The 22,217-nt window shown below is 67.9% G+C and carries 27 protein-coding genes; 22 read left to right on the top strand and 5 right to left on the bottom strand.

The window, feature by feature from the left end; genetic code table 11:
* Positions 1-463: 463 nt before the first annotated feature.
* The 20 genes from J5X86_RS52205 (at position 464) to J5X86_RS43375 (ending at position 17,054) form a co-directional block, all read left to right on the top strand.
* A complete protein-coding gene (locus tag J5X86_RS52205; protein ID WP_279595742.1) occupies positions 464-595 on the top strand; it encodes a hypothetical protein in 132 nt (43 codons plus the stop codon).
* Positions 596-1,013: 418 nt separating this feature from the next.
* Complete coding sequence (locus J5X86_RS43465; protein ID WP_208522139.1) at positions 1,014-1,376, top strand: hypothetical protein; 363 nt, start codon at positions 1,014-1,016, stop codon at positions 1,374-1,376.
* A gap of 109 nt (positions 1,377-1,485) precedes the next feature.
* On the top strand, positions 1,486-1,878 hold the full coding sequence (locus tag J5X86_RS43460; RefSeq protein ID WP_208522138.1) for a hypothetical protein: 393 nt from the start codon (positions 1,486-1,488) through the stop codon (positions 1,876-1,878).
* Between the two features lie 285 nt (positions 1,879-2,163).
* Positions 2,164-3,264, top strand: a complete 1,101-nt coding sequence (locus J5X86_RS43455) for a DUF932 domain-containing protein (RefSeq protein WP_308124902.1) — start codon at positions 2,164-2,166, stop codon at positions 3,262-3,264.
* A 359-nt stretch (positions 3,265-3,623) separates the two neighbouring features.
* Positions 3,624-4,073 (top strand): hypothetical protein, encoded by a 450-nt coding sequence (locus J5X86_RS43450; protein ID WP_208522137.1) that lies wholly within the window; start codon positions 3,624-3,626, stop codon positions 4,071-4,073.
* A gap of 193 nt (positions 4,074-4,266) precedes the next feature.
* Positions 4,267-4,893, top strand: coding sequence for a hypothetical protein (locus tag J5X86_RS43445; RefSeq protein ID WP_208522136.1), 627 nt, complete (start codon positions 4,267-4,269; stop codon positions 4,891-4,893).
* Between the two features lie 137 nt (positions 4,894-5,030).
* Positions 5,031-5,534: a hypothetical protein gene (locus J5X86_RS43440; protein WP_208522135.1), complete on the top strand. Its 504-nt coding sequence runs from the start codon at positions 5,031-5,033 to the stop codon at positions 5,532-5,534.
* 184 nt (positions 5,535-5,718) lie between these two features.
* Entirely contained in the window at positions 5,719-6,084 is a 366-nt protein-coding gene (locus J5X86_RS43435) for a DUF3846 domain-containing protein (RefSeq protein ID WP_208522134.1), read from the top strand.
* Positions 6,085-6,487: 403 nt separating this feature from the next.
* Entirely contained in the window at positions 6,488-6,700 is a 213-nt protein-coding gene (locus J5X86_RS43430) for a hypothetical protein (RefSeq protein ID WP_208522133.1), read from the top strand.
* 84 nt (positions 6,701-6,784) lie between these two features.
* Positions 6,785-7,231 (top strand): hypothetical protein, encoded by a 447-nt coding sequence (locus J5X86_RS43425; RefSeq protein ID WP_208522132.1) that lies wholly within the window; start codon positions 6,785-6,787, stop codon positions 7,229-7,231.
* A 269-nt stretch (positions 7,232-7,500) separates the two neighbouring features.
* Entirely contained in the window at positions 7,501-7,827 is a 327-nt protein-coding gene (locus J5X86_RS43420) for a hypothetical protein (protein WP_208522131.1), read from the top strand.
* A gap of 46 nt (positions 7,828-7,873) precedes the next feature.
* Positions 7,874-9,451, top strand: coding sequence for a ParB/RepB/Spo0J family partition protein (locus J5X86_RS43415; RefSeq protein ID WP_208522130.1), 1,578 nt, complete (start codon positions 7,874-7,876; stop codon positions 9,449-9,451).
* Between the two features lie 575 nt (positions 9,452-10,026).
* On the top strand, positions 10,027-11,472 hold the full coding sequence (locus J5X86_RS43410) for an N-6 DNA methylase (RefSeq protein ID WP_308124901.1): 1,446 nt from the start codon (positions 10,027-10,029) through the stop codon (positions 11,470-11,472).
* A 76-nt stretch (positions 11,473-11,548) separates the two neighbouring features.
* A complete protein-coding gene (locus J5X86_RS43405) occupies positions 11,549-12,433 on the top strand; it encodes a hypothetical protein (protein ID WP_208522129.1) in 885 nt (294 codons plus the stop codon).
* Between the two features lie 137 nt (positions 12,434-12,570).
* Positions 12,571-13,011 carry a hypothetical protein gene (locus tag J5X86_RS43400; protein WP_208522128.1) on the top strand — a complete coding sequence of 147 codons (441 nt, stop codon included), beginning with the start codon at positions 12,571-12,573 and terminating at the stop codon, positions 13,009-13,011.
* Positions 13,012-13,253: 242 nt separating this feature from the next.
* Entirely contained in the window at positions 13,254-13,526 is a 273-nt protein-coding gene (locus J5X86_RS43395; protein WP_208522127.1) for a hypothetical protein, read from the top strand.
* Between the two features lie 280 nt (positions 13,527-13,806).
* Complete coding sequence (gene ssb, locus J5X86_RS43390; RefSeq protein ID WP_208522126.1) at positions 13,807-14,352, top strand: single-stranded DNA-binding protein; 546 nt, start codon at positions 13,807-13,809, stop codon at positions 14,350-14,352.
* A 15-nt stretch (positions 14,353-14,367) separates the two neighbouring features.
* Positions 14,368-15,297 (top strand): AAA family ATPase, encoded by a 930-nt coding sequence (locus J5X86_RS43385; RefSeq protein WP_208522125.1) that lies wholly within the window; start codon positions 14,368-14,370, stop codon positions 15,295-15,297.
* 99 nt (positions 15,298-15,396) lie between these two features.
* Positions 15,397-15,783 carry a hypothetical protein gene (locus tag J5X86_RS43380; RefSeq protein WP_208522124.1) on the top strand — a complete coding sequence of 129 codons (387 nt, stop codon included), beginning with the start codon at positions 15,397-15,399 and terminating at the stop codon, positions 15,781-15,783.
* A gap of 257 nt (positions 15,784-16,040) precedes the next feature.
* The gene (locus J5X86_RS43375) at positions 16,041-17,054 is read left to right on the top strand and encodes a DUF4007 family protein (protein WP_208522123.1); all 1,014 of its coding nucleotides are present in this window, start codon (positions 16,041-16,043) and stop codon (positions 17,052-17,054) included.
* Positions 17,055-17,257: 203 nt separating this feature from the next.
* Here J5X86_RS43375 and J5X86_RS43370 read toward each other — a convergent pair whose 3' ends face one another.
* Positions 17,258-17,482: a hypothetical protein gene (locus tag J5X86_RS43370; protein ID WP_208522122.1), complete on the bottom strand. Its 225-nt coding sequence runs from the start codon at positions 17,480-17,482 to the stop codon at positions 17,258-17,260.
* Between the two features lie 348 nt (positions 17,483-17,830).
* The gene (locus J5X86_RS43365) at positions 17,831-17,968 is read right to left on the bottom strand and encodes a hypothetical protein (protein WP_208522121.1); all 138 of its coding nucleotides are present in this window, start codon (positions 17,966-17,968) and stop codon (positions 17,831-17,833) included.
* Between the two features lie 184 nt (positions 17,969-18,152).
* On the opposite strand from J5X86_RS43365, the gene J5X86_RS43360 reads away from it, so the two are divergent.
* Positions 18,153-18,509, top strand: a complete 357-nt coding sequence (locus J5X86_RS43360) for a hypothetical protein (protein ID WP_208522120.1) — start codon at positions 18,153-18,155, stop codon at positions 18,507-18,509.
* Between the two features lie 51 nt (positions 18,510-18,560).
* A complete protein-coding gene (locus tag J5X86_RS43355) occupies positions 18,561-19,451 on the top strand; it encodes a hypothetical protein (protein ID WP_208522119.1) in 891 nt (296 codons plus the stop codon).
* 301 nt (positions 19,452-19,752) lie between these two features.
* On the opposite strand, the gene J5X86_RS43350 is transcribed toward J5X86_RS43355, so the two are convergent.
* The 3 genes from J5X86_RS43350 to J5X86_RS43340 form a co-directional block, all read right to left on the bottom strand.
* Complete coding sequence (locus tag J5X86_RS43350) at positions 19,753-20,229, bottom strand: hypothetical protein (protein ID WP_208522118.1); 477 nt, start codon at positions 20,227-20,229, stop codon at positions 19,753-19,755.
* 225 nt (positions 20,230-20,454) lie between these two features.
* Complete coding sequence (locus tag J5X86_RS43345; protein ID WP_208522117.1) at positions 20,455-21,741, bottom strand: helix-turn-helix domain-containing protein; 1,287 nt, start codon at positions 21,739-21,741, stop codon at positions 20,455-20,457.
* An 88-nt stretch (positions 21,742-21,829) separates the two neighbouring features.
* Positions 21,830-22,207, bottom strand: coding sequence for a hypothetical protein (locus tag J5X86_RS43340; protein ID WP_208522116.1), 378 nt, complete (start codon positions 22,205-22,207; stop codon positions 21,830-21,832).
* Positions 22,208-22,217: the final 10 nt, after the last annotated feature.

The following is a 22,217-nucleotide window of genomic DNA, read 5'->3' as shown; positions in this document are numbered from 1 at the left end:
ATGCAAGCGAACACCCGCGCTGCGCGCGGGTGTTGCGCTCCCGCTCCGCGTGAGCGAAGCGGGAGGCTGCGCCTCCCACACAACCCGACCGCTCCGCAGCCGGGTTGACACTTCGTCCGCTCCGCTCCCGAAGCAAGCAGCAACAGGCGGCCCCTGACGCCTTGCCAGCCCGGAACGGCGAGTCCGCTGCGCTCCCCCGCCTCACAACTCGCCTGACAACCCATCAGCTCCGCCTCCGGGAGGCGGCCAGCAACAAGAAGCGCAGCCGCGAATGGGTCGCGCATCGGAGATGATGCAGCATGTTGGATTGGCCGAAAGTGAGGACACCCCCAAGGAGGACTGCAACTCTCCGCTGAAATGGCACCTACCGCCCTGTTGACTCACTCCCTATGTGTACCTAGTATCGAAAGTGGCTCATCGGGTGACTCCGAAGAGCCCCGCCGAATACCGAAGGGGAAGTGTGATGGAAACATTGGTCATCGTGGTTTTGGTCGCAGCCATGATCTATTTTTCCGGCTACGGAAAAGGACGCAGCAACGGGCGAACTGAAAACGTCGCGCGCGCTCTGGCGAAATTGATGGACAAGGGACGCTGATGGGACGCGCAGTTTGACGTTCATTCAGTTGCTCCGCTGGTGACGCCCGGTGTCGGGTGCACGCCACGCGTGCACCCGACACAACCCGTGACCCCCTGGAGCAAGCGCAGCGTCTCTCAGGTTCCCGAGCATGCGCCCACCGCGACCCCATCACTTCAATAGAGAGAAGCAGCCTGGGAGGGAAAGTCTGGCCGTGGTCACCCTCGAAAAGTGGGACCCACCTCGGCAATTGCTCACATGATCGTCTACCGCCTGCAATAGATGGTGCATCGCAAGGTGCTCCCGCATGTGTTCCGCATTGTGCACCTGATTCTGCGTTTCTCCCAACGATGTTTGCTCCCATCTGAGCCGGGTATATCTAGTATCGAAGTCGTTCGGGTGACGCCGAGCGGCACGCCAAACACACGAAGGGGTCAACGTGGCAGTTGAACTGACGGTATCCGAAGGGGTGACCCGCCGAGCGTTTCTCAAGACGCCGGAGGCCGAACACGCCCGCAGAATCGCGAACTATCTTCCGGCGACGGAGTGGCGCGAGTGCGCGCAAATCGTGGACAACGAAGATGCAGAGCTGACGGGAATTCAGTTCCACTCTGTATCGGGACCGCTCGTTCTGAAGATGCCGGAGGAGGGGGCCGCCTATGAGGTGATCCTCTTGAGTGAGACCGGGCCCGAGACGGTATGGACCATTCCCGGAGGGAAGAGGGGCGAAGTTTCCCCGCAGGCCATTGCCTACAGGCTGGGCAATCTCCTGCGCGATCTCCACGGGCGCGGATTCATCTAAAGCCCGCAGCCCGGGAGGTTTAGCAGTTCGACCACCGGGTATATCTAGTATCGAAGTCGTTCGGGTGACGCCGAGCGGCACGCCAAACACACGAAGGGAAGCGGTTTCGATGGAAACGAAGTCCGCCGTAAAGCTGATCCACCAACTCGACTACAAGCCCGGTTGGTCGATCACTGCCGAGGACTACACCAGGCGGTTTGAGGGGACCGTCAAGGTCATGTTCGTGTTCCCCGCGTTCCACTCCGATCGGCATCTCGCCCCGGAGGGCTACCCGTCCCACACGGACTCTTCGTACGCGAAGTTCACGATCATGGTGAGCGACTGCGACGACATCACCTTGTACCGCCGAGTGCTCGAAAAGATCATCGAGATCGAGACCCACGAGGCCCGGGAGTTTCTGCGTGTGCGCCCGACGTACTGGGCGCCGTTCCACCCGCACCGGACCGACGGCATGAAGCGCTGGGGAGAGGTGGCCAAGGACTACACGTACGGCATCGTGTAGTCCCCTGACCGGCTGTCCTGTCGCCCTCTGTCCGGCGGCGGGACAGCCGCCCGGACCATGGTCCGGGATCCGGGGCATGGTCCGGGCGTTAGGCCATTCTCCGTCGAGGCCCGAGGCGCCGAGGCGCTCCACACCACGGCAGAACTGCGCCTCATACTCCGAGGGCGGAGACATCCTGCCTACACAAGCAGGCATTTGCCTCTACCCTTATAACCATCTAGTATCGAACTTAGCCGTTGGGTGACGCCGACGGCCCGCCGATCACACACGAAGGGAGAGCCCAGCGTGGCTCACGAAATCGATCAGCTCACCATGCCCTCATCCCAGAGGAACGCATCCCCCACCGAGTTGGTCCAGGCGCTCGAACGCGAGCAGAGATTCAAGGTCGACACTGTCGCCACGGGAGGCGCTATCTCGGCCCAGGGCGGAAACATCGTTGTCGGTGATCGCGTCTACCGCCCCAATGCGGTGGCGGATGAAGGGATTGCCTCCAAGCTGAACATCCCGCTCCCCTACCTCCGCCGGATGCGGTCTGACGCCCCCGACCTGTACGACCTCAACGTCAGGGGATGGCTCGAAAGAGAGCCCGAGCGAAGGTTCCTGCTGCGGGCGTTCCAGGGCGCGCCGGGGACGTTGCGCGCGTTCCTGTCGGACAGCTACAAGGTCATCGATCACCTGGACGTGCTCGCCGCCGCGCTGGCAGGCGTCGACGAAGCCGACCACCCGATCAAAATCCTCGGGGCCGACCTCACCGACCGGCGCATGGTCGTACGGGTGGAGTCCAACGCCGTCAAGGTGATGGCCCGCGAGTTGTTGAAGGGCTACCGCTCCCCGTTCACCGGGGAACGCGGCGACGACCTCCCCCTTGTGTCAGCCGGTTTCGTGCTGGCGAACAGCGAGGTGGGGAGTGGCAGGTACACCATCACTCCTCAGATCGTCGTGCAGGTGTGCACCAACGGGCTCACCATCACCAAGGACGCACTCGGCAGGACCCATCTGGGCGCCAAGCTCGACGAAGGAGTGATCCGGTACTCGGAGGAGACTCAGGCCAGGAATCTCTCGCTGATCACGTCCCAGACGCGGGACGCCGTGCGGACGTTCATGGATCACGCCTATGTGGAGCGGAAGCTGACTGAGATCGAGCGTGAGGCGGGTCGGGAGATCGAGAAGCCCAGCGAGACGATCGAGCACGTCAGCAAGCGGCTCAGGTTCAGCGACAGCGTGCGCGAGTCCATTCTCAAGCACTTCATTGCGGGCGGGCAGGCCACGGCAGGCGGAGTCATGCAGGCCGTCACAGCCGCGGCTCAGACGCTGAGCGATGGCGATGCCGCCTACGAGTTGCAAGGCCAAGCGCTTACGGCTATGTCGCTGGCAGCGGCAGCGTAGCCGCCCTCAGCTCCGGCGGGCGTTCCAGGCCCGCCCGCCGGACCGCTGGGGTGGGCCGGGCCCCAGTCCGCTCACCGGAGCTCCTCCGGCGCTTGAGGGCCTTCCTGAGGCGCAGGGAGGGGGTGAGTGGGGGTACTGCTCCCGGTGTGCCCCGGATGCCTTTCCCGGGGCACACCGGGCTCCAGGCCGGCCTCGGGTTGTCGGCAGATCTGTCTGCCAGCTCGGCGCCAACGCCTCAGCCTCTGCTTCGTGGTGCGCCGGGCGCCGGGGTAGCGCTCAGAGAGGGAACATAAATATCTAGTATCGAAATAGAGGGAACGCCCCTCGCTGTTCGCCGAAATCATCGAAGGGATTTGGTCATGGATTTCTTCCAAGACAACGGTCGCGCCCCCCTGCCGCCGACCGCCGAACGGGCCCTGCGGTCCGTCATGGAACTGCTCGAAAAGGCGGGGCCCGGCTTTCACCATCTGGTCTGCCAGGTGGGATTGCCGGGAGACGACCCGCTGATTGCGAGTGCTCACGCCGATATCGGAGACGAGGTGCACAACCCGGATGTGGGCGCGGATGTCTCGGAGATGGCGGACCTCACCGAGGTTCTGGCGTGGGGGTTCGTGATTCGCTGCGGAGTGCTGTTGATGCAAACCGAATCGGAATCTGGATCCCGTATTCAGGGTTGGGTGATCGGCGGAGACGGTATGACCCCCCTGACCAAATGTGCACTACTTGCCGCTGTGGCTATGGTTCCTCAGGAGCCGGGGGGCACAGCCGAGTTCACGACCGCGTTCCCGCTTCACTCTCCGGGTCTGTAGTCGGGCAAGTCGCTAGCCGGTGCGCGAGTGTTCCAAACATCGGCTAGCGACTTCTCCCAGCTCGCCGTTCATCGGGCGCGTGAGAGGCGGAGTGGATCGCGAGGAATACGACACTCCTGACCCCCGTTATATCTAGTATCGAACTACTCGGGTGACGCCGAGGAGGCCGCCGAACACGCGAAGGAGTTCAGGGATGGGTTACGACATGTACATGGTCCGCACACCGGACGGGGAGGAGGAGAGATACCGGGCGGCACGCCAAGAATTCGACAGGGCCGTGGAAGCACGAAACGCGCTCGACCTGTCATCTGGCGAACCCGAGTATGAGGCCGCGCAGGAGAAGGTCAGTGCGGCATACGACGCCATGCACGAGGCGCACACGTCCTATTTCCGACTCGGCATGTGGAACATGGGGGAATGCCGGGCAATCATGGGTCACTTCGACATGCTTTCGTTAACGGACTCTCCCCCCGAGGTGCCTTCCCTGGAAGCGTACGGAATCAGCTCTGATGAGTACTACGAATACGTCGAAAACACGGACGAGGCGCCGGATCCGATTCGTCGCTTCCGGGAAGCCATGGATGCCTATCTCTCATGGGCCCCTGCCCCAGTGGACGGCATCGCGGTACACAAGCTCGGGAGCAATGAGGGCTGGATAGTCACCACGAGCGAAATTCATGCCGCACTCGCAGCGTACGAGGAAAACCGGGGCAAGGATCCCGCGTTCCTCTCACAGTTGATCGAAGAGGCGAGCTGGTGGCCGCAGTGGATCGATTACCTCACCGCAGCGGCCAACCATGAGGGATTCCGCGTGTACTGACGTGCATTCGGGGCGCGGGACTCCACAGCGAGGCTGAGAAGCGGAAATCTGTTTGCCCCGCGCACACTGTTCATCTAGTATCGAATTATCGAGGGTGACGACCTCGGTACCGCCAAACGCGCACGAAGGAGCCCGTGATGGGCTACACAACCACTTTCACCGGCAAGGCCACCATCGACCCGCCCCTGAACCCCCAGGAGATCAGCTACCTGCGGGCGTTCACCAGCACGCGCCGTATGGACCGCACCCGTGGTCCGTACGTCATCGACGGATCTGGATCTTTCGGGCAGGGCTACGACAAGGACATCACGAACTACAACGGCCCACCGGACGGGCAGCCCGAGCTGTGGTGCAACTGGATCCCTACCGACGACGGAACAGCGCTGGTCTGGAACGGCGCGGAGAAGTTCTACGGCGCGGCGTCCTGGATGGCATACCTGGTCGACACCTTCCTGAAGCCGGATGCCTCCCTCGCGGCCGAGCTGCATGCTCCGGTCGTAGGGCGCACCTATCCGCCCCAGTTCGAGGGCTTCACCTTCGACCACCGGGTGGACGGTGTGATCACCGCCCAGGGCGAAGAGCCTGACGACCGGTGGGAGATCAGGGTCCGTGACAACACCGTCGTTGCCGTCGATCTCTGACGTGCCGCGCTAAGCGCGGCCCGAGACCGGTCGGGCCTACCTCCCTTCGGGGCCCGACCGCCCCGGCCCGGCGGGCAGTTGAGCACTCCTGCGGTATCCCCCCTCGCCGCATGCAGCAGCTCCCGCCCGCCGGGCCTCCTCCAGCAGGCCGCGCAGCCGCTCTTGTTCAAGGAGAACCCCAGCCATGCCTTCCACGCCGTCCGCGCTCTTGCTGACTTGTGACGGCCAGCTCGTAGAGATCGACCTGCCCACCGACACCACCGAGGAAGGAAGCGACGCACGCGGAGCGGTGCTGCGCGCCGCTCTGCGGTGCGACCGCTTCGACGTCATAGCGCTGACCACCCAGTGGGACATGTGGATCGATGACGAGGGCCTTTTCAATCACCCCGTCAATCCCTACGCCACCGCTCTCGCCCGCCGCTTCGGATTCGTTCATCAGCGCTACCACGGGCCGGTGCTGCTGACCGGAGGGGCGGACGCGGACGGGCACACACTGCCGCTGCTCCGGGACCAGATGGTCGGCCTTTTCATCACCCTCTCAGCCCCATGAGCCACAGCGCGCCCACTGCGGGAGCGCCCCTGCTGCACACGCGTCCTGGTGGACGCCATCACCCATCATCCGTGGAGGAAACCATGGGTTACACCCACTACTTCGCTTACTCGCCTCGCACCGAGGCGTTCCGGGAGTCCTGGCCGAGCATGGTCGCCGACACCCGGCGCATCGTGGCTCACGTCCAGTCGCTCGGCATCACCATCACGGGGCCGATGGGGCGCGGCCAACCGGAGATCACCGAGAGCTACATCGGCCTCAACGGAGGATCGGGCACGAACCGCTGTGGATCCAACCGGACCCGCCGGACTCCTCCGACGATCCGTACGGGGCCCGTCAGTACGCCTCGCGGGGATTCGTGTGGTCGTTCTGCAAGACCGCTCAGAAGCCGTATGACCTGGCCGTGGCGGCGGTCCTCCTGCGCTGCTGGCAGCTGGCTCCCCGCGCCTTCGCCATCGCCAGTGATGGGGGCTGGGAGTCCGAGTGGAAGCTCGGAGCCCCAAGCCCGCGCGCTCTCGTCGCCTCGCTGTTCCCCCCGGACGCCGTGGAGTGCCCGTTCAGCGACACCACCCAAGGGCCCGCGCAGCGCGATCTCGTGCGACCCGAGGCCACCTGAAGCTGCACTGCGGCGGGCCGAGGGCGCCCCGTCAGGCCGCCTTCCGGTCCGCCGCAGCCGCCTCTATCCGATGGGAGATCTTTCATGCACACGCCTGGCCCGCAGGCATTCGATACCGCCGCCCTGGCCTTTGAAGCGCTGTTGAGCGCCCTCGGCCCTGGACATCACCACCTCCTGATCAGCGCGCATACCGCTCTGGGCAGCTTCGCCACGGCTTCAGTGGTCGTTGAAGGCGCGCCCGGGGGGCTCGTACGAACGGAGAAGGAAGGTTCTCTGATGTTCTGTTACACGCTCGCGCAGGCATCGGCGGCCTTTGACTGCGCGGTGGTCTTCGCTCGCACGGTCGCGCCTGATGGGGGCGGCAAATCTGTCGTCCAGGGGTGGGTGCTCACCGACGGCTGGCCTCGCGCCATGTCCGCCGCCGAGGTCTTCGACGCCTACTGCACCGATCTGGCTACGGGGGACCCGCTTCCGCCCGAGCCGGAGACGGAGTATCTGGCCGGCGCTCCGGTGCCGCGGCCTGCCGTCTGAAGCCCGCCCCTGAACCTACCGGCCGACAGGCTCCTGACGCGTCCGAGGGCCGTAGACATGGCGTTTGCCCGATCCACCAGAATCATCTAGTATCGAATTAGTGGGTGGATGATTCACACCTATCTCGGCTCAAGCCGACCCGGTCAGCCATCACCCCCGGGGAGCGGCATCCGTTCCGCGCCGCTCCCCGGGCCCCCTCCACGCCGCACTGCCTCCTGACGGCCTTCCAGCGGCACTCCATCCCCCGTCCGATGAGGAGATCCATTCTCATGACCTCAGCCGATTACCCCGAACCGATGCCGCGCGGCTGGCCGAGGGAGCGCTATCGCGCGACCCGCCGGGCCATGAAGGCCCTGCGGATAGCGGATCACCTGCTGCGCCGGGGCCTGGCCTACAGCTCCGCCGAGGCAACCGACCGCGTCATCCGCGCGGCCGCCGCCGAATGCGGCCAGAACGAGCCCTCCAGCACCACCTGCGCGCTCGTTCGGGCGGTCCTGGATCTTCTGCTCCTACCGCCCTCGCCGCCCACTGCAAGCAGCGACCAGCACACGGCGTCCACCGTCGTCGCGATCACCATCCGTCGCCTCGCCGCCTGAACTGACAGACCACAAGCCGCCCCGGCCCAGAGCACAGGAGATTGTCTTGTCCAGCACTGCTACGTCCAAGGCCCCCAAGAAGGACCGGACTTCAACCGCTGATCCCGCAGAGACCAGCCCGGCCACCACGAGCGAAGCCGCGCCTTCAGCCACGGAGGATCAGGAACAGCTCATCGTCCGTCTCGATCCGTCCACGATCGTGCGCGACGACCACAACGCCAGGACCACTGACACCGAGCCCGACGACAAGCTGATCGCGTCGGTGAAGGAACTCGGCATCCAGGACGCCATCAGCGTCCGCCCGGCCCCCGATGGCACCTACGGCGCCTTCAAGGGCTGGCGGCGGGCCCAGGCGCTCCAGATCGCCAACGCGACGGCGAAGGCCGAGAACAGACCGATACGCAAGGTCCCCGCGATCATCCGGGGCGACCTCGTCGGGCGTGACGCGATGACGCACCTGCTGTCGCTGATCGAGAACGACCACCGCGAGCAGATGAACCAGCGCGATCGCGTCCAGGCGATCGAGACTCTGGCCCTGGTGGAGATGAGCGAGGTCGAGCGTGATCAGATGGCCCGCGCCCTGAAGATCAAGCGAGCCGAGATCCGGGCCGCCCGCCAGGCTGCCCGGCTGGACGAGGAGGCGTTGCGCCGCGCTGCCCTCCAGGGCTTCGACCTGGTGCAGATGGCCGAACTGGCGGACGTGGAGGACGTGCGCGGAGCCGCAGAGGCGCTGGAGGAGGCGAAGGCCAAGGACGACGCCGAGGGCGAAGGCGGACGCGGCCACTGGGACCACGCCCTGGCCCGGCTGAAGCAGGTCAGAGCCGACATCCAGGCCCGGGAGAAGACGCTCAAGGAACTGGAAGAGGCGGGTATTCCGCTGCTGCGGGACTATTTCCCCTGGGGCACGAAGGACACCTCCCGGCCGCTGGACGACCTGTGTACGGCGCTGGGCAATCCGCTCACGGTCGAAAAGCACGTCCACTGCGGTGGTCACTCCGCCCGCCTTGACGAGGAGTCGCGCCCGATCTGGTTCTGTTCGGACCCCGCTCAGTACCGGCACAAGATCAGGCCCGGCGCGAAGAAGCCGAAGCAGTCCATGAGCACCGAGGAGAAGGAGGCGCGACAGCGCACCATCGCCGGTAACAAGGCATGGAAGACCGCCCGCACGGTGCGGGAGGAGTTTCTGCGGAAGCGCTGCCAGGGGAAGTCCCTGTCCGAAGCCGCCCGGCTGTTCGCTGTGCGTACGGTGATGAACTCTCCCTACCTGTGGGCGAAGTGGTGCGACCGACAGGACACCGAGACTGTCGCCCGGTACCTGGGCGTGCCGGACCCGAACGCGGACCCTGCTGCGTCGAGCCACCGTACCGGTGGCCCGTTCGACGAGCTGGTCGAGCGACACGGCAAGGCCAGGGGGTGGCACCAGATCTACGCCCAGGTCGTCGCGGCGTTCGAGTACAGCCTGCGTGAGCCGAAGGCGTGGCAGAGCCTCGACCGCCATCAGGCCGCCTATCTGGCGCATCTCCGCGGCGAGGGCTACCGGCTGTCCGAGATCGAGGACCTGTCCCTCGCCCGGAACTGGCCGCAGTACTCCCCGGAGGACATGGCGGAGCCGCAGGCCGCCTGACCGCCACAACCGCGTCGCGCGCGGCGCCCCTGCCTCCGGCGCCGCGCGCGCAGTCTCTCCTCCAGCGGAGTCTCACCGTGTCCAGCTGTTGCCCCTCCGGCCGGAGGCGCTATCCGGACCGTGCGTCAGCCCGTGCCGCACTCGGCGCCGCCATGGCGCGCGGCGCCCCCGTACGCAGCATCCAGGACTGCCCGACCTGCTCCGGATTCCACCTCCTCCGGCGACGCCCCTACCACCCGCCCAGGCGCAGGAAGCCCCGTTGACCACCTCGGTCTCGCGCGGGGCCCGTGCGGCAAGTACCACGCGGGCTGGGGATGGCTCCTGATCCATCCCCGGCCCGCGTGGCCGGCCTCCACTGTGCCCCTCCGGCCTTTGGCCCCGCTTCGGCAGCCGCCGCGCTGCAGCCCGTTCGTATGGGAGTTTTCATGTCACAGCCCCGCCCTTCATGCCCTGCCGGCCGCGGTGAACGGCCACCGCACCCCCGCCCCGCAGATTGCGGCCCGACCCGGGTGGCGAGTGCGGCGGCCTAGGGTGCCGCGCCAGGTTCACCGGCCCCATCGCCGGACCACCTGGCAGTGAGCATCTGCCAGAAGGTGGCCCGCGCCTGGCACGGAAGCCGCGATCGCGGCGGCGCAGAAGTCCCGGTCGGCGTGATCGCCTCGCTCGCCGTGCTGGAGCAGCCCGAGGACGGACCCGATGTGAGCACACGCCTTCTGCGCTTCAGCCCGGAGGAGCTGGTCACGCACTACCGCAGCCTCTGGGCGCTGCTGTGGCTCATCCGGCCGGAGCTCGCTGACTGGGCGTGGCCCGTGCGCTCGTGGCTGGAGCAGAGCGAGCTCAGCCGGGAGCGGATGGACGCTGTCCATGCGGTCACGCAGGCCGCGCTCCAGGCCGGGCTGCTCGATGTGACCGGAAGCGTGGACCCGTACCGGCGCTCGCAGGTCGACGTGTTCAGCGTTCTGCTCACGGAGCTTCGCTCCGTCGGCGCCAGCCGGGCGATCGGCGAGTTCCACACTCCGCCGGACGCCGCTGACCTGATGGTCCGCCTAACGCTGCAGGATGAATCGCGGCCCGGGCGCTGGTTCTACGACCCCACCGCAGGCACCGGAGGCTTGTTCCGGGTCATCGCGCAGCATCTGCGGGAAACCGGTCGCGATCCCGGCGAATTCGGGTGGTCGCTGAATGACGTCGACCCGATCGCCGCGGCGTGCTGCGCCGTGAACGCGTACATATGGGGCTCGGCCCGAAGGTGCTCGTCGCGTGCAGTGACGTCCTCGCGCAGCCGCACCGACACGCGCAGGCGCTGGAGGAGCGCGCGGCCGCCTTCACGCGTCGCGCTGCGCTCATCAGCGCCGCAGAGCCCTTGGCCATGCTGCAGGAGCTGCTGCCGGACGTCTCCGGCATGGAGACGGGTTGACCGGCGTCATGAACGTTCACCGCGCCAGGAGCGTCGCGTGACTGCCGCCTTCCAGCTCGATCTGGCGGCTGTCACCGCCCCACCCGCCGGACTTTTCGAAACAGAACTCGATGCTGCCAACGTTCTGCTCGCCGAGTGGGGTCACTACCTCGGCGCCAACAACCGCCCCTTCGGGGCCCAGGCGTGGCGTCTGGACGTGGCCGGCCAGCCGGTCTCCGTGGCCATCAGCGCATCCACGGCGAGCAGCGTCGTGGCCGGGTACGGCCGCGGCCAGGTCGTGGAACTGGCCCGCTTGTGCACGAGGCCGGGTGATCGCTGGGCCACGCGCGTGATGCTGCGCCTGTGGCGAGAGGTGGGCGGTCCTGCCTGGCCGTACTGGAGGGCGGCCGCCGCAGTTGCATACTCCGATAGCGCCCGACACCTGGGCAACGTCTACCGGCTCGACGGGTGGAAGCGCGTCACCGATGCAGCTGGTTCAGGCGGCGGCGGGACCTGGAGCACGCCCCGTTCCGCCGACCACCCGGCTCGGGGCCGAAAGACCCTCTGGCTCTGGGAGTACGCCGCAGCAGGCCAGCAGAGCAACGGCCTCAAGTCCGCCGCATGAGCCGCACCACCGCCGCGCTCATCGTCCGCTGAACACCAAGATCCGATTTCCCCTGCCTTCCGAACCGGAGCTCCACGTGACCCTGTACGGCATCCCTCCCGCCATGATGCGACGCGCTCTGGCCCCCGACACCGGCCGCGCCCACGCTCGCGACATCGTCAGCACGGCTCATGCCTGGTGGCTGGAGAACCGCAGCACTGGCGAGGTACACATCGCCCTCGGGGCGATGGCCGCCCTCGCCTTGGCCGCCCCGACCGACATCGACGGCCCCGACTACGGTCCACTGCTGATTCCTCTCGATGACCAGGAGTTCATCGACGCCATGCGCGCCGCATGGAACTCCGTGTGGGCTTATCGCCCTGATCTCGCCGCCGCCGCCCGCCCGCTGCACGAGTGGCTGGCCGCCCCGAGCGACAACGACATGCGTGGACTGGCCGACTACGCACGCGTCCTCGTGCGCGCGGGCCTACTGGAGTGCATCAGCGACCTCAACCGCTGCGAGGCCGATGACCCGCTCGGCCTCATCCTCCAGCGAATGTCCAGCTACAGCGAGCACCAGAAGGGCGGGGTGTTCTTCACCCCGGCCAGCGCCGCCGACCTCAACGCAGAGGTCCTCTTATCAAGGGACCTTCCCCCGGGTGCGCAGTTCCTTGAGCCGTGCGCCGGAACGGGAACCATGGTCCGCGCTGCGGCTGCGACGCTCCGGTACCGGGGACTGGCCGCATCCTCCTACTGGTGGTGGATGAACGACCCGGACCCGGTCAACGCGGCCTGCTGCGCGGTCAACGCGCTGCTCTGGCGGCTCGGTCCGCGCGTCATGGTGTCCAGCGGCGACGCCCTGGGTGACGTAGAGGAGCTCCAAGAGCGCGCCCGGCACAACGCCGAGAAGGCGACCCGGGAACAGCGCAGCAGACCGCTCCTCTACCCGACCCGGACCAGATCACCGTATTGGCCCGCATGAGACAGCCCCTTCAGCTGGCCGGGCGCCCGCCTCGGCTGCCAAGGCCGGTGACCCGTGGACCCTGCATCGCCCAGCGGCGCCGCGCTGACGCCGCTGGCCTCCGTGAAACGCTCGTCCCACAGGGAGCAGTGAGCCCCATGACCGAACCACCCTTCACTTCGTACGACCTTCCCGACGCACGCACCTTGTACCGCGCACGCGTGGCCGCGTACCGCGCTCGCGCCGAAGCACCCGACCGGCTGGCCCGCGTCATGTGCGCCCACCTGGCTGCAGCCGTCTGCGACATCCTGACCGGCTCAACCTTCCGGGGCCCCTTCGATGCCCGTTGGCTGGAGATGACTCTGCACCCTTCCGGAGGCGTGGCGGTCTCCGGCCGGTATTGGACGCATGCGGGAGAATGCCGGGATCTGGCCGATGCGGGCGACACGTTCGGCATGGGTGAATGGGCCGACGAACTGGGCGCCTGGAACCGCGATGGCTGGGCACCACTGTGCACAGCAACCGACGTCGCGCACGACGGGACCATCACCTACCGCCTCGACCTCGCTCGCGCCGCTGAACTCCCCGAGGTTCTGTAGAGCCTGCCCAGGCAGCCGAACGCCGGTGACCAGGAGCGCAGCACCATCAGGGGCCGGCTGCACCCCCACCTCATACGCAGGCCATCACAACGAGGTCCCGAAGCCCGCGCCTGATCCGCGCCACCGCCGGACCCGGCCCGATGAAGACCCGAGGCGCCCCACATGACCAAGTCCGCAGCCGGCACCCGCAAGACGTCCCCGCACCTTGCTGGCCTCAGCGACATCCTCAGGGAGTGCCTGTAATGCCCCGCAAGCAGAGTCGACACGGCCTGTACTGCGACAGCACCCACAGCAGGTTCACGGGGAAGTGCCACAACGCCGCCCGGTGGGTCGTGTACTGGGCCGACGAAGAGACCCAAACTCTGCAGACGAACTATGCCTGCGCCCATCACCTGCACAAACTGCTCATCGAGCTGTCTCCGAGGGCGGAGTTCTCCCGGGAGATGTTCCGCGTCATCCCGCTCGACAAACTCGCTGACTGGCGCGCTCAGCAGCACAGGGGCGGCGACGGCTGAAGGCCGTGACCGCCTCCGGCTCCAGATCCTGACGGGCATCGCCGATGCCCACGACCTGCTCCCCACTGCAGAGCCTTCCCCCGGGCGGCTGAACGCCCGTGAGCAGCACTTCAGCGCCATCCGGGAGCGGTTGCATCCCAACCAATCTACATCTAGTATCGAACTAGCCGGGCCGCTCCGCGTATGCAGGGGTGATTCATGCCGACTTTCGTCTCCAGCCATCACTCGCCAGCGCGCCTGGCCCCCCTTACACCCGTTTCCAGACCACAGGAGCACCGCCATGACGGGCGAGACCATCGTCACGGTCGCTGGCAACCTGGTCGCGGACCCCGAGATACGGTTCACCGAAGCCGGTACGGCCGTCGCCCGCTTCCGCGTCGCCTCCACCCCACGGATCTACGACCGCGACGCGGCCCAGTGGACCGACGGGGAACCGCTGTTCATCACCTGCACCACCTGGCGCGGCATGGCCGAGCACGTCTGCGAATCCCTTGTGCGCGGCATGCGCGTCATCGTTCAGGGCCGTCTGCGTCAGCGCACTTACACCGACCACCAGGGCGTGCGCCGCACCGTCTTCGACCTGGACGCCGACGACGTCGGGCTCAGTCTCCGCCACCGGGTCGCCTACTCCGAGCAGAGCCTTCCGCCCGCATTGGCGAACAGTGCGGCCTCAGCACCGCCCGACCCGCGAGAAGCCCCCACCCGGCCGCAAGGCTCCACCGGCCAACCGACCACGAACCGCCGCCAGCCGGTGACCGGATGGGCCGCGTTCGCGTCCGTGGCTTCCCGTGCTGTCGCCGACCCGTCCGCCTTCCGCATCACCTGACCTCTGGAGCGCTCCATGTCCAGCGACGACCGCCCCCTCCCCCAGCCCGAGACGATCCTCCCGCAGCCCTCGGATTTCCAGCCTGCCGTCAAGGAGGCCCGGCCCGCCCGCATCGCCTTCGAAGGACCGTCAGGGTCCGGCCGCACCCTGACCTCCCTCCTGGTCGCCTCCGCGCTCGGCAGCCCCATCGCCGTCATCGACACCACCGGCGGGACCTCCGCGAAGTACGCCGACACCGTCCCCTTCGACGCCCTGGAACTCACCCACTTCGATCCCGAACGGCTCTTCACGGCCCTGGCTGTCGCCGCAATGCGCGCCTACCCGGTGCTGATCGTCGACCGGTACAGCGCGTTCTGGAACGGGTCGGGAGGGATGCTGGACAAGGTCGCCGACGAGACACGCTCGGGCTACAGCTCTTCCAACGCCGGGTGGAACAGGTACCGGCCGATGGACCGACGCGTCACCGCCGCGCTGTCCGCCTATCCCGGCCACGTCATCCTCATCCTCAACTCGCGGACCGACGCCGTCATCGACACCGACGCCCACGGGCGCCAGTACGCCCTCCGTCTCAGCCTCAGACCCGAGCAGCGTTCCGATCTCGACTACGACCTCGACGCCGTCGGCACTCTCGGCCCCGTCGCCACCCTGCGCTTCGGCAAGAGCCGGATTCCGCCACTGACAGGGCAGGTCATCGAGCAACCGGGCGAAGACCTCGGCCGCACCATCGCCCAGTGGGCATCCGAAGGCGTCCCCAACTGGCCGCAGGCATCCTTCATAGAACGCGCCCGCGACCCGGAGGCCACCTTCGACTCGCTCGGCCAGTTGCGCGCCGAAGCCCTCGCCAGCCGGGCCGGGGCCATGGCGGTGCTGGACCTCCACGGCGAACCCACCACGCTCGACACCCTCATCGTCAAGCGCGGCCGCGAGCTGGCCCCCCGCACATGACGGGCCCTTCACGACGGAGGAGGCCCGCCCCCTCGCGGCTCCCCCTCCGTGCCCCGGGCGCCGCCCCGCGCCCACCCCAGACCCCCTGAAGTAGGAGACATGACCACCATCGCTGAACACACCCCACTGTTCCAAGGCACCTGCGTCCGGGTGCAGCTGGACCGCAACCGCTACGAGACCCGCGTCGCCGCTCCCCCCGACCGCGATGAGGCCGACGGCCAGAACCTGGCGGCAGCCCAGTTCTACCCCTGCCGCAATGACGGACAGGGAGTCACCGGCTGGATCGTCTCCGGCGCGAGCAGCGACCACTACAGTGAGCCCATCGCCAGCAGGTACGAGGCACTGAAGCTCCTGCACGAAGTCACCCGAGCCGAACACACCCTGCTCCGCCGCTACCCCCAGATCTACCCGCAGGTTCCGTCCGTGGCTCATGAGCGGATCCGCCGCGACTACCCAGAGCTGCACCGTCTCAACCAGAGCGGCTGAGCCGCTGAGTCAGGGGTCACCTGACCGGTTTCCTCCCGCGCCCGTACCGTCGCCGAACCCCCGGCAGCACGGTCCCGCCGCCCTCTTCCGGCGTTGCTCGGCTAGCGCTGTTCCACGTCACGGCCCCTCTGCTCCCGGGGACCGGGCAGGCAGCCGTGCCGGGCTGCCCTTCATCTCCCCAGCGTCCTCACGCTGCCCCCGCCCCACTCGTCCGCCGCCATCACCCCTCCCCGGGCCGCCGTGCCGGAGAGATCAATATGCCCATTCCTTCATTCCCGCCGCACGTCGTCCCCCTCCATGCCCGGCACGGTTCCTACTCGCTGCGGCATGGCTGGCTGCTCAAGACCTACCTCGCCCTGAAGGAGGACCCTCACCTCTTCACATCCGTCGACGCCGTCGTCAGGCTCGGCGTCGGCAAGAGCATGGTGGCCTCGATGCGGTTCTGGTCCGCGCCCTTCCGCCTCTCCGGCGAAGTCCGCCACCGGCCAGGGGCGGCCAGAGACGTCATACCCACTGACCGAGCCCGGTGGCTGCTGGAGGACGACGGCGCCGATCCGTACCTGGAGAGGGACGACAGCCTGTGGCTGCTGCACTGGTGGCTGCTCTCTCCCCCGTGCATGGTGCCCGCCTGGTACTACACGTTCTGCATGTCTCCGTGGACCCGCCTTGAGCGGGAACGCCTCCTCCACGGCGTACGGGGCGCGGCTGTCTCCAGCGGGTGGCGGCCGACCAGCGACGGCATGATCCAGCGGGACATCAGCTGCATGCTCCGCATGTATACCCCGGTACATCCCGGCGGGGAGCCGCAGGCCGTCGTCGAGAATATCTTCGACCGCCCCTTCAGTGCCCTCGGTCTGATGAGCCCCGACCTGGAGGGGACCGTGCAGCTCAGCCGACAGGCGGGGAACAGCGCGCCGGCCGCGGTGCTGACCTACGCCTGCCTGGCATACGCGGCGCGCTACCAGCCGGACCGTCCAGGCCAGATGGCGCTGAGCCGGCTGCTGCACGACGACGCCGGGCCGGGGCGCGTGATGCGGGTCGAACCACGAGCGCTGCGCCGGGCCCTGGAGACCACGGCCCGGACCCACCGCGCACTCGACGTCGTCGAAGACGGCAGCGGTCAGGAGATGCTCACGTTCAGCACACCTCCGCTGGCCCTGGTCTGGGAGGTGCTCGACGGCCTGTACGGGAACGTTCGGCAACGACTCGGTGTCCGCCCGGAGCGAGAAGAAGACACGGGCCCGACGGCGATGCAGCCCGAGGCTGGGTAGTTGACGGCGCTTGAGGACGGCCCGGCCGCACATTTCGAAAAGAAGGTGGCCCTCGCCCACCCGCGCCCAGAGGGTCGAGGGGAACTGGCTGGCGTGGTGCGGCCGCTGTGGACGTGCCGGGCGCGAGTCAGAGCCAGCTGCTGGGCGAGCAACGGGCAACTGCGCAGGCTCAGCATCCCCATGACCGAGCCTGCGCAGATGGATCACTGTTGCCGAAGCCGACCCGCAACACCCACGATCGTGAAGACTGGCGAGATGTAAGCGGTGGCTTCCGGAGTGGTCGCACTACCAGCCGCGACGAGAGCCGCACCAATCAGCAGAGCGGCAAGCATCACCGCCACGGCGCACCAGGTCAGCGATGCATCATCCACCGCTGTTCGCGCAGATAGCGAGGCGGAGTGAACCGAGGTCTTGGTTGATACGCTCAAGGCAGAGTCCTTCGCTAGGGATTCGCTGATCAGCGAGTCACACCTCGCTGGTTCTGGCGGCGGCCGGCCGCTCCCGGGCGTCTGGTCGCCGCGCGGCACCACTCCAGCAGCCGAGGCGAGTTCCGTCAAACCCCTCACGCACCCTCTGACCTGGGGTTATCATCGCTTTGGCGGGGTGAGCCCGACCCGAGCTCCGAGCCCGGCCGAGAGCGTTCATCGATTGATTATCACCGTCCGGCGGCCGACGGGGGCACCCATCCCCTCCATTCGGGACCACGTCCGGCTGGTCCGGCAGATTCGCGACTGCCTCACCGTCCACCCGAGCACCTGGTCGGCCGCCTCGCAGATTCACGCGCTCCCCGGTACTGCCACCTTGCCGACCGCCGGACCGTACGGAATCCGCCTCCCGCCCTCGGCCTGGCCGCTCGTCGGTTTCCGGGCGACGACGGCCAGGCCCTGGTGCTGCTGGACGAACTCGTCGCCCATGCCGAAGGCGAGCCCTTCTCTGAGCGGGGGTCCGCACGGCCGGTGACCTTAGTCAGAAGCTCGCATCGTGGAGATATTCAAGATTCACGTGTGGCTGGAGCTTGCCACACCTCACACAATTACCTAGTATCGAATCCATGGTGCCGGCCATCCCCGGCACCGTTCACGACGGAAAGGGGGCCCGATGGAGAACGAAACCACACAAGACCTGCTGGATCTCGCTGCAGCCACCCTCTCCTGCGGCACCGAGCAGCTGCGTACCGCTTTGGAGCGAGGCCACGAACTGTATTGCGCCGGCCTGACGGCAACCGCTCAATCAGTACGCGAACGCTGCGCCGGACTGGACGACCATGACCTGGCTGCCTGGTGCGCCCTGGAGAACGTGGCGTGGCGAACAGCATCGGCCCGCGAGGACGCGATCGACGAACTCCTCTTCGCCGTGTGGACGAGCACGCCCGCAGCCATGGCGTACGTGTCATTGGCGGACCAGGCCGAGCAGCGCGACGTATGGCTGGTCGACGGCCACCGCGGGACACCCTGAGCACCACGCACTGCACCCTCCCCATTCCGGAGACGAGTCCAGGAGGACACGATGGGCAACACCACCGGCGAAGAGCTTCTGGACGCCAGTCAGATCCACGAAGAGTTCGGCATCAGCCCCTCCCGGCTGAGCGAACTGCTCCGGGACCGCGAGACCACCGGATGCCCGGAGCCGGACGAGGTCAAAGGCCGACGCCGGCGCTGGAAGCGACAGACCTTCGCGCCCTTCGCCAAGGACTACAAGGAGTCCAAGCGGCAACTGTCCGGGGCCGACCCGACGCACCCTCTGCTCGCGCAGCCCCCGGACACCCTGCTGTCGACGTCCCAGGTAGGCAAGCAGATCCTCGGGCACAAGTCGACGTCGACACTGCTGGGCTGGCTGGTCGACTCCCCCGGATACTTTCCCGGGCCGGACGTCGTGGAGACCACAGCAGGCGGGCGCAAGCGCCGTTTCTGGCGAGTCGCCACCATCGTGAAGTGGCTCGCCGAGCGCCCCGGCCCCGGAAACCCGCTCAGCAAGACCCGAACCCCGGAGACGAGCGCACCCCTGGACGAAGGCGACCCCGAAGAACTGATCGACCCCAAGCAGGCGGCGCCGATCCTCGGTTACGGCAGCCACCTGCAGCTGAACCGCGCCATCGCCCGCGGGATCCTCCCCGAGCTCATGGAGGCTGACGAGGTCATCCAGGGCAGGATCACCACGAACCGGTGGAAGCGGCGCCGCATCGTCGAGCTCGCGCAGGCTCGACGGCAAGCCCCCTCCAGCTCGGAGCTGGCAGAGCGCCGCCTCGACGCCGCCCTCGAGGCACTCAGGAATGCTGGCCCCGCCGCGGGCACCGTAACGATCACGCAGCTGGCCCAGGACCATCCTGGCCACGGCAGCGCCGTGGTCTGGGAGGCTTCCCTGGCCGAGGCCCGCCGCCAGCTCAGCGGCACACGCTGACGGCGGAAGCAAGGCCGGCGGAATAGCCCGTCCTGGCGGCTATCCTGTCGGTGTACGGCACTCGGTCAGGGCACCTTCGTGGCCCAGGCGGACCGGGTGTGTCGGCCGATGGCCGGAGGGAGGCCGTCAACCCCCCTACCGGTACGCCAGGCGTACCGGACCGGCCATCGCTTCCCCATCTCCCCTCACCGCGTCAGCGCCAGAGAGGGCCGGCGGCGGGCGCCCTGTGCCGAAGACAAGGACCGAGGGCTGCCGCCTCGTCGGCGGCAGCCCTCTATTCGTTCCTCAGGTCGTTCGTAGGCTACGAGCAGTGCTTCTTCTCGTAGGAGCCCCAGGCTTCCGCGCGGTCCCAGCTGTTGTTGTACTCGAAGCCGGCCTCGAGGTTGACGCAGGCGCCGCGGGCCTTCGCGTAGACCGGCCCGGCGAACTTCTTGTAGTTCTCGTTGCCGTAGCCGTCCTGGTCCCAGTTGCCCGAGCCGCTCTTGACGACCCGGACCTTGATGTGGTTGGGCTTGTAGATCCCGTTCTTCGGCCGGGCGATGGCGCAGTTCTTGCCGGTGGAGTTGGACCAGTAGACGTCGATGTAACCGACGGTCCGCCCCTCGGTGTCGCTGCCCCAGACGTTCTGGATCGGCCAGGACTTCTTGAAGTGGTAGGCGGAGCCGCAGCGGTTGACCCTGTCGGTGGCGCTCGCGCTCGGTGCGGTCGCGACGACGACCGTGCCGCCGATCAGGGCCACGACCGAAGCCGCCATGGCGGCCTTGCGAATCTTACGCATGGATTTCTTACCTTCCGTGATGATGGTCCGCTTTGGGGTGGTCTGTGTTCTGCCTGCGGGTGGAGTTGGCGGCCGGCGCAGGCGGTGCGCGGCCGCGCGGCCGGATGAGTGCTGTGGGCGGCCACCGGTGAGCGGCCCGCATGCGGCGGGGGACCTCGCGTGCGCTGCTCGTGCGGCCTGGCCGTGGGGCGGTCGGGGCTGGTGTGGTGGGCAGGCCGGGGTGCGTCAGGCATGGGGGGTGTCCTTGGGGTCGGGGTGGCCGAGGCGCCACCGGCGCATGTGCGTCTCGACCTCGTGGTCCAGGAGCTCGCCCCAGTGACCGGCCGCGGCCAGGCACTCGCGGACCCGCTGCTCTTCGCGAGCGGCCGCCGTTTCGTGCTCGTCGTGGGCACAGGCCAGCTCGGCCTCCCGGGCGAGGCGGTCTTCGACGGCGGTCCGGGCCTGCTCGGCCTGCTGTTGTTCGGCACGGCGCGCCCGGCAGGCGGCGCAGGGCCGGTCGGTGCCGAGGATCAGCCCGTCCTCGCAGCAGGGGTCGGGGCATTCGTGGGCGGTGAGGAGGTCGGCGACGTAGCCGACGGGGCGCCGGATGGGGTCCGGGCCGGTGTAGTCGTCTGCTGCGCGTTCGGGTCCGCGGGCGTGGTGCCAGCGGCGGTTGATGCGGGCGATCAGCTGTTCGGGTGTGCGGGGCGGGATCTGGTAGGTGCCGGATTCGGGGCCGGGGACGCCGGTGAGCGCGGTGCAGATGGCGCGCACCAGGGTCGGGGCGAGGCGTCCGCCGGGGCGGGTGGGCTGGACTTCCTGTGGCAGTGCGGCCGCGACCTGGTCCCAGCCGGGGGGACGTTTGCGCGGCCCGGTGGTGATGGCCTTCGGGGCCTTCCGGGTGCTGCCGGCCGTCCTTGAGGCGGCGCTCGCTGCGGTGGAGGCAGCGCTCTTACCACCCGCACTGGTCCTGCGGACGTCCGGGAGATGGTTCCGCCTGGTGGGTTTTTGATGACCGGTTATGGAGGGGTCGGGTGTGACACCCAGGGAGGGTGTTGCCGGCGACCCCTGGGAGGGGTTGTCTGCGACCCCTGCCCCTGGAGCGGAAGAGCCCTGGTCAGGGCAGGGGGCGTGGACAACCCCTGCCCTCGGCGTGGGGCGGGGGATGAACTCGCCGTCGCGGATGGCCGCGTACCGGTCGTCATGGTCCTGGTAGTGGCTGATCTCGGTGAAGGGTTTGTCGGCGCCGCCCCACTGGTCCCACGGCCCGTGGACGAAGTACCGGTTGGTCGTCTTGGAGCCGTTGCCGCGGTAGCGCTGCCGAGCGGAGAGGTATCCATCCCGTCGCAGCTCTCGCAGCAGGGTCCGGGCGCGCTCTTCGCTCACCAGTGCTTCGCCGGCGATCAGGGCGCGGCCGGGGAAGGCGGAGTAGTTCTGGTCGCACCGGGTGGCGATCGCCAGGAGGACGAGCTTGTGCGCCGGTGTGGGCAGGTGCAGCCGCATGACGTAGGCGGCGGCGTCGACTCCGCTCACGCCTGGCCGCCGAGCTCCATACGGGCCGCACGGGCGGAGGCGGTGAGCGGAGGTGTACGCCGTGCCGTGGCGGCCGCAGCGCGGCGGGTCACGTGTACCGCTCGTGGATGCGGGTGGATTCGATGTGGTCGCGGACTGCGGGGGTGTCGGCCTCGGTCGGCTGCGTGCGGATGCGGCCGTCGGTCAGCAGGTCTTCAGCACGGCCCTCACCGCCGGTTTGGAGCTCCCAGCCGCAGGCGAGGTCGGCGACCACGCCGCGGGCGAGCAACAGGTACTCCTCCGGGAGGGTCTCGCGTGCCGCGAGCCAGCTGCCGATCTTGCGGGTGTGCTGGATGACGGACAGGAGCTCGTGAATCAGCACAGAGCTCGACGGGGTGTGGTGCGCGGTGCAGTCGACAGCGGCCGGGGCGGGTGCTGCGGACGTGCGGTGGTGACGGGCACGTGAGCGACGGGGCCAGAGCGGCATCGGGCTCTCC

This window comes from Streptomyces sp. NEAU-YJ-81, from assembly GCF_017592595.1.
GTDB lineage: Bacteria > Actinomycetota > Actinomycetes > Streptomycetales > Streptomycetaceae > Streptomyces > Streptomyces hygroscopicus_B.
The sequence above is the reverse complement of the archived record's forward strand: the minus strand, read 5'-3'. Positions and strand labels throughout refer to the sequence as shown.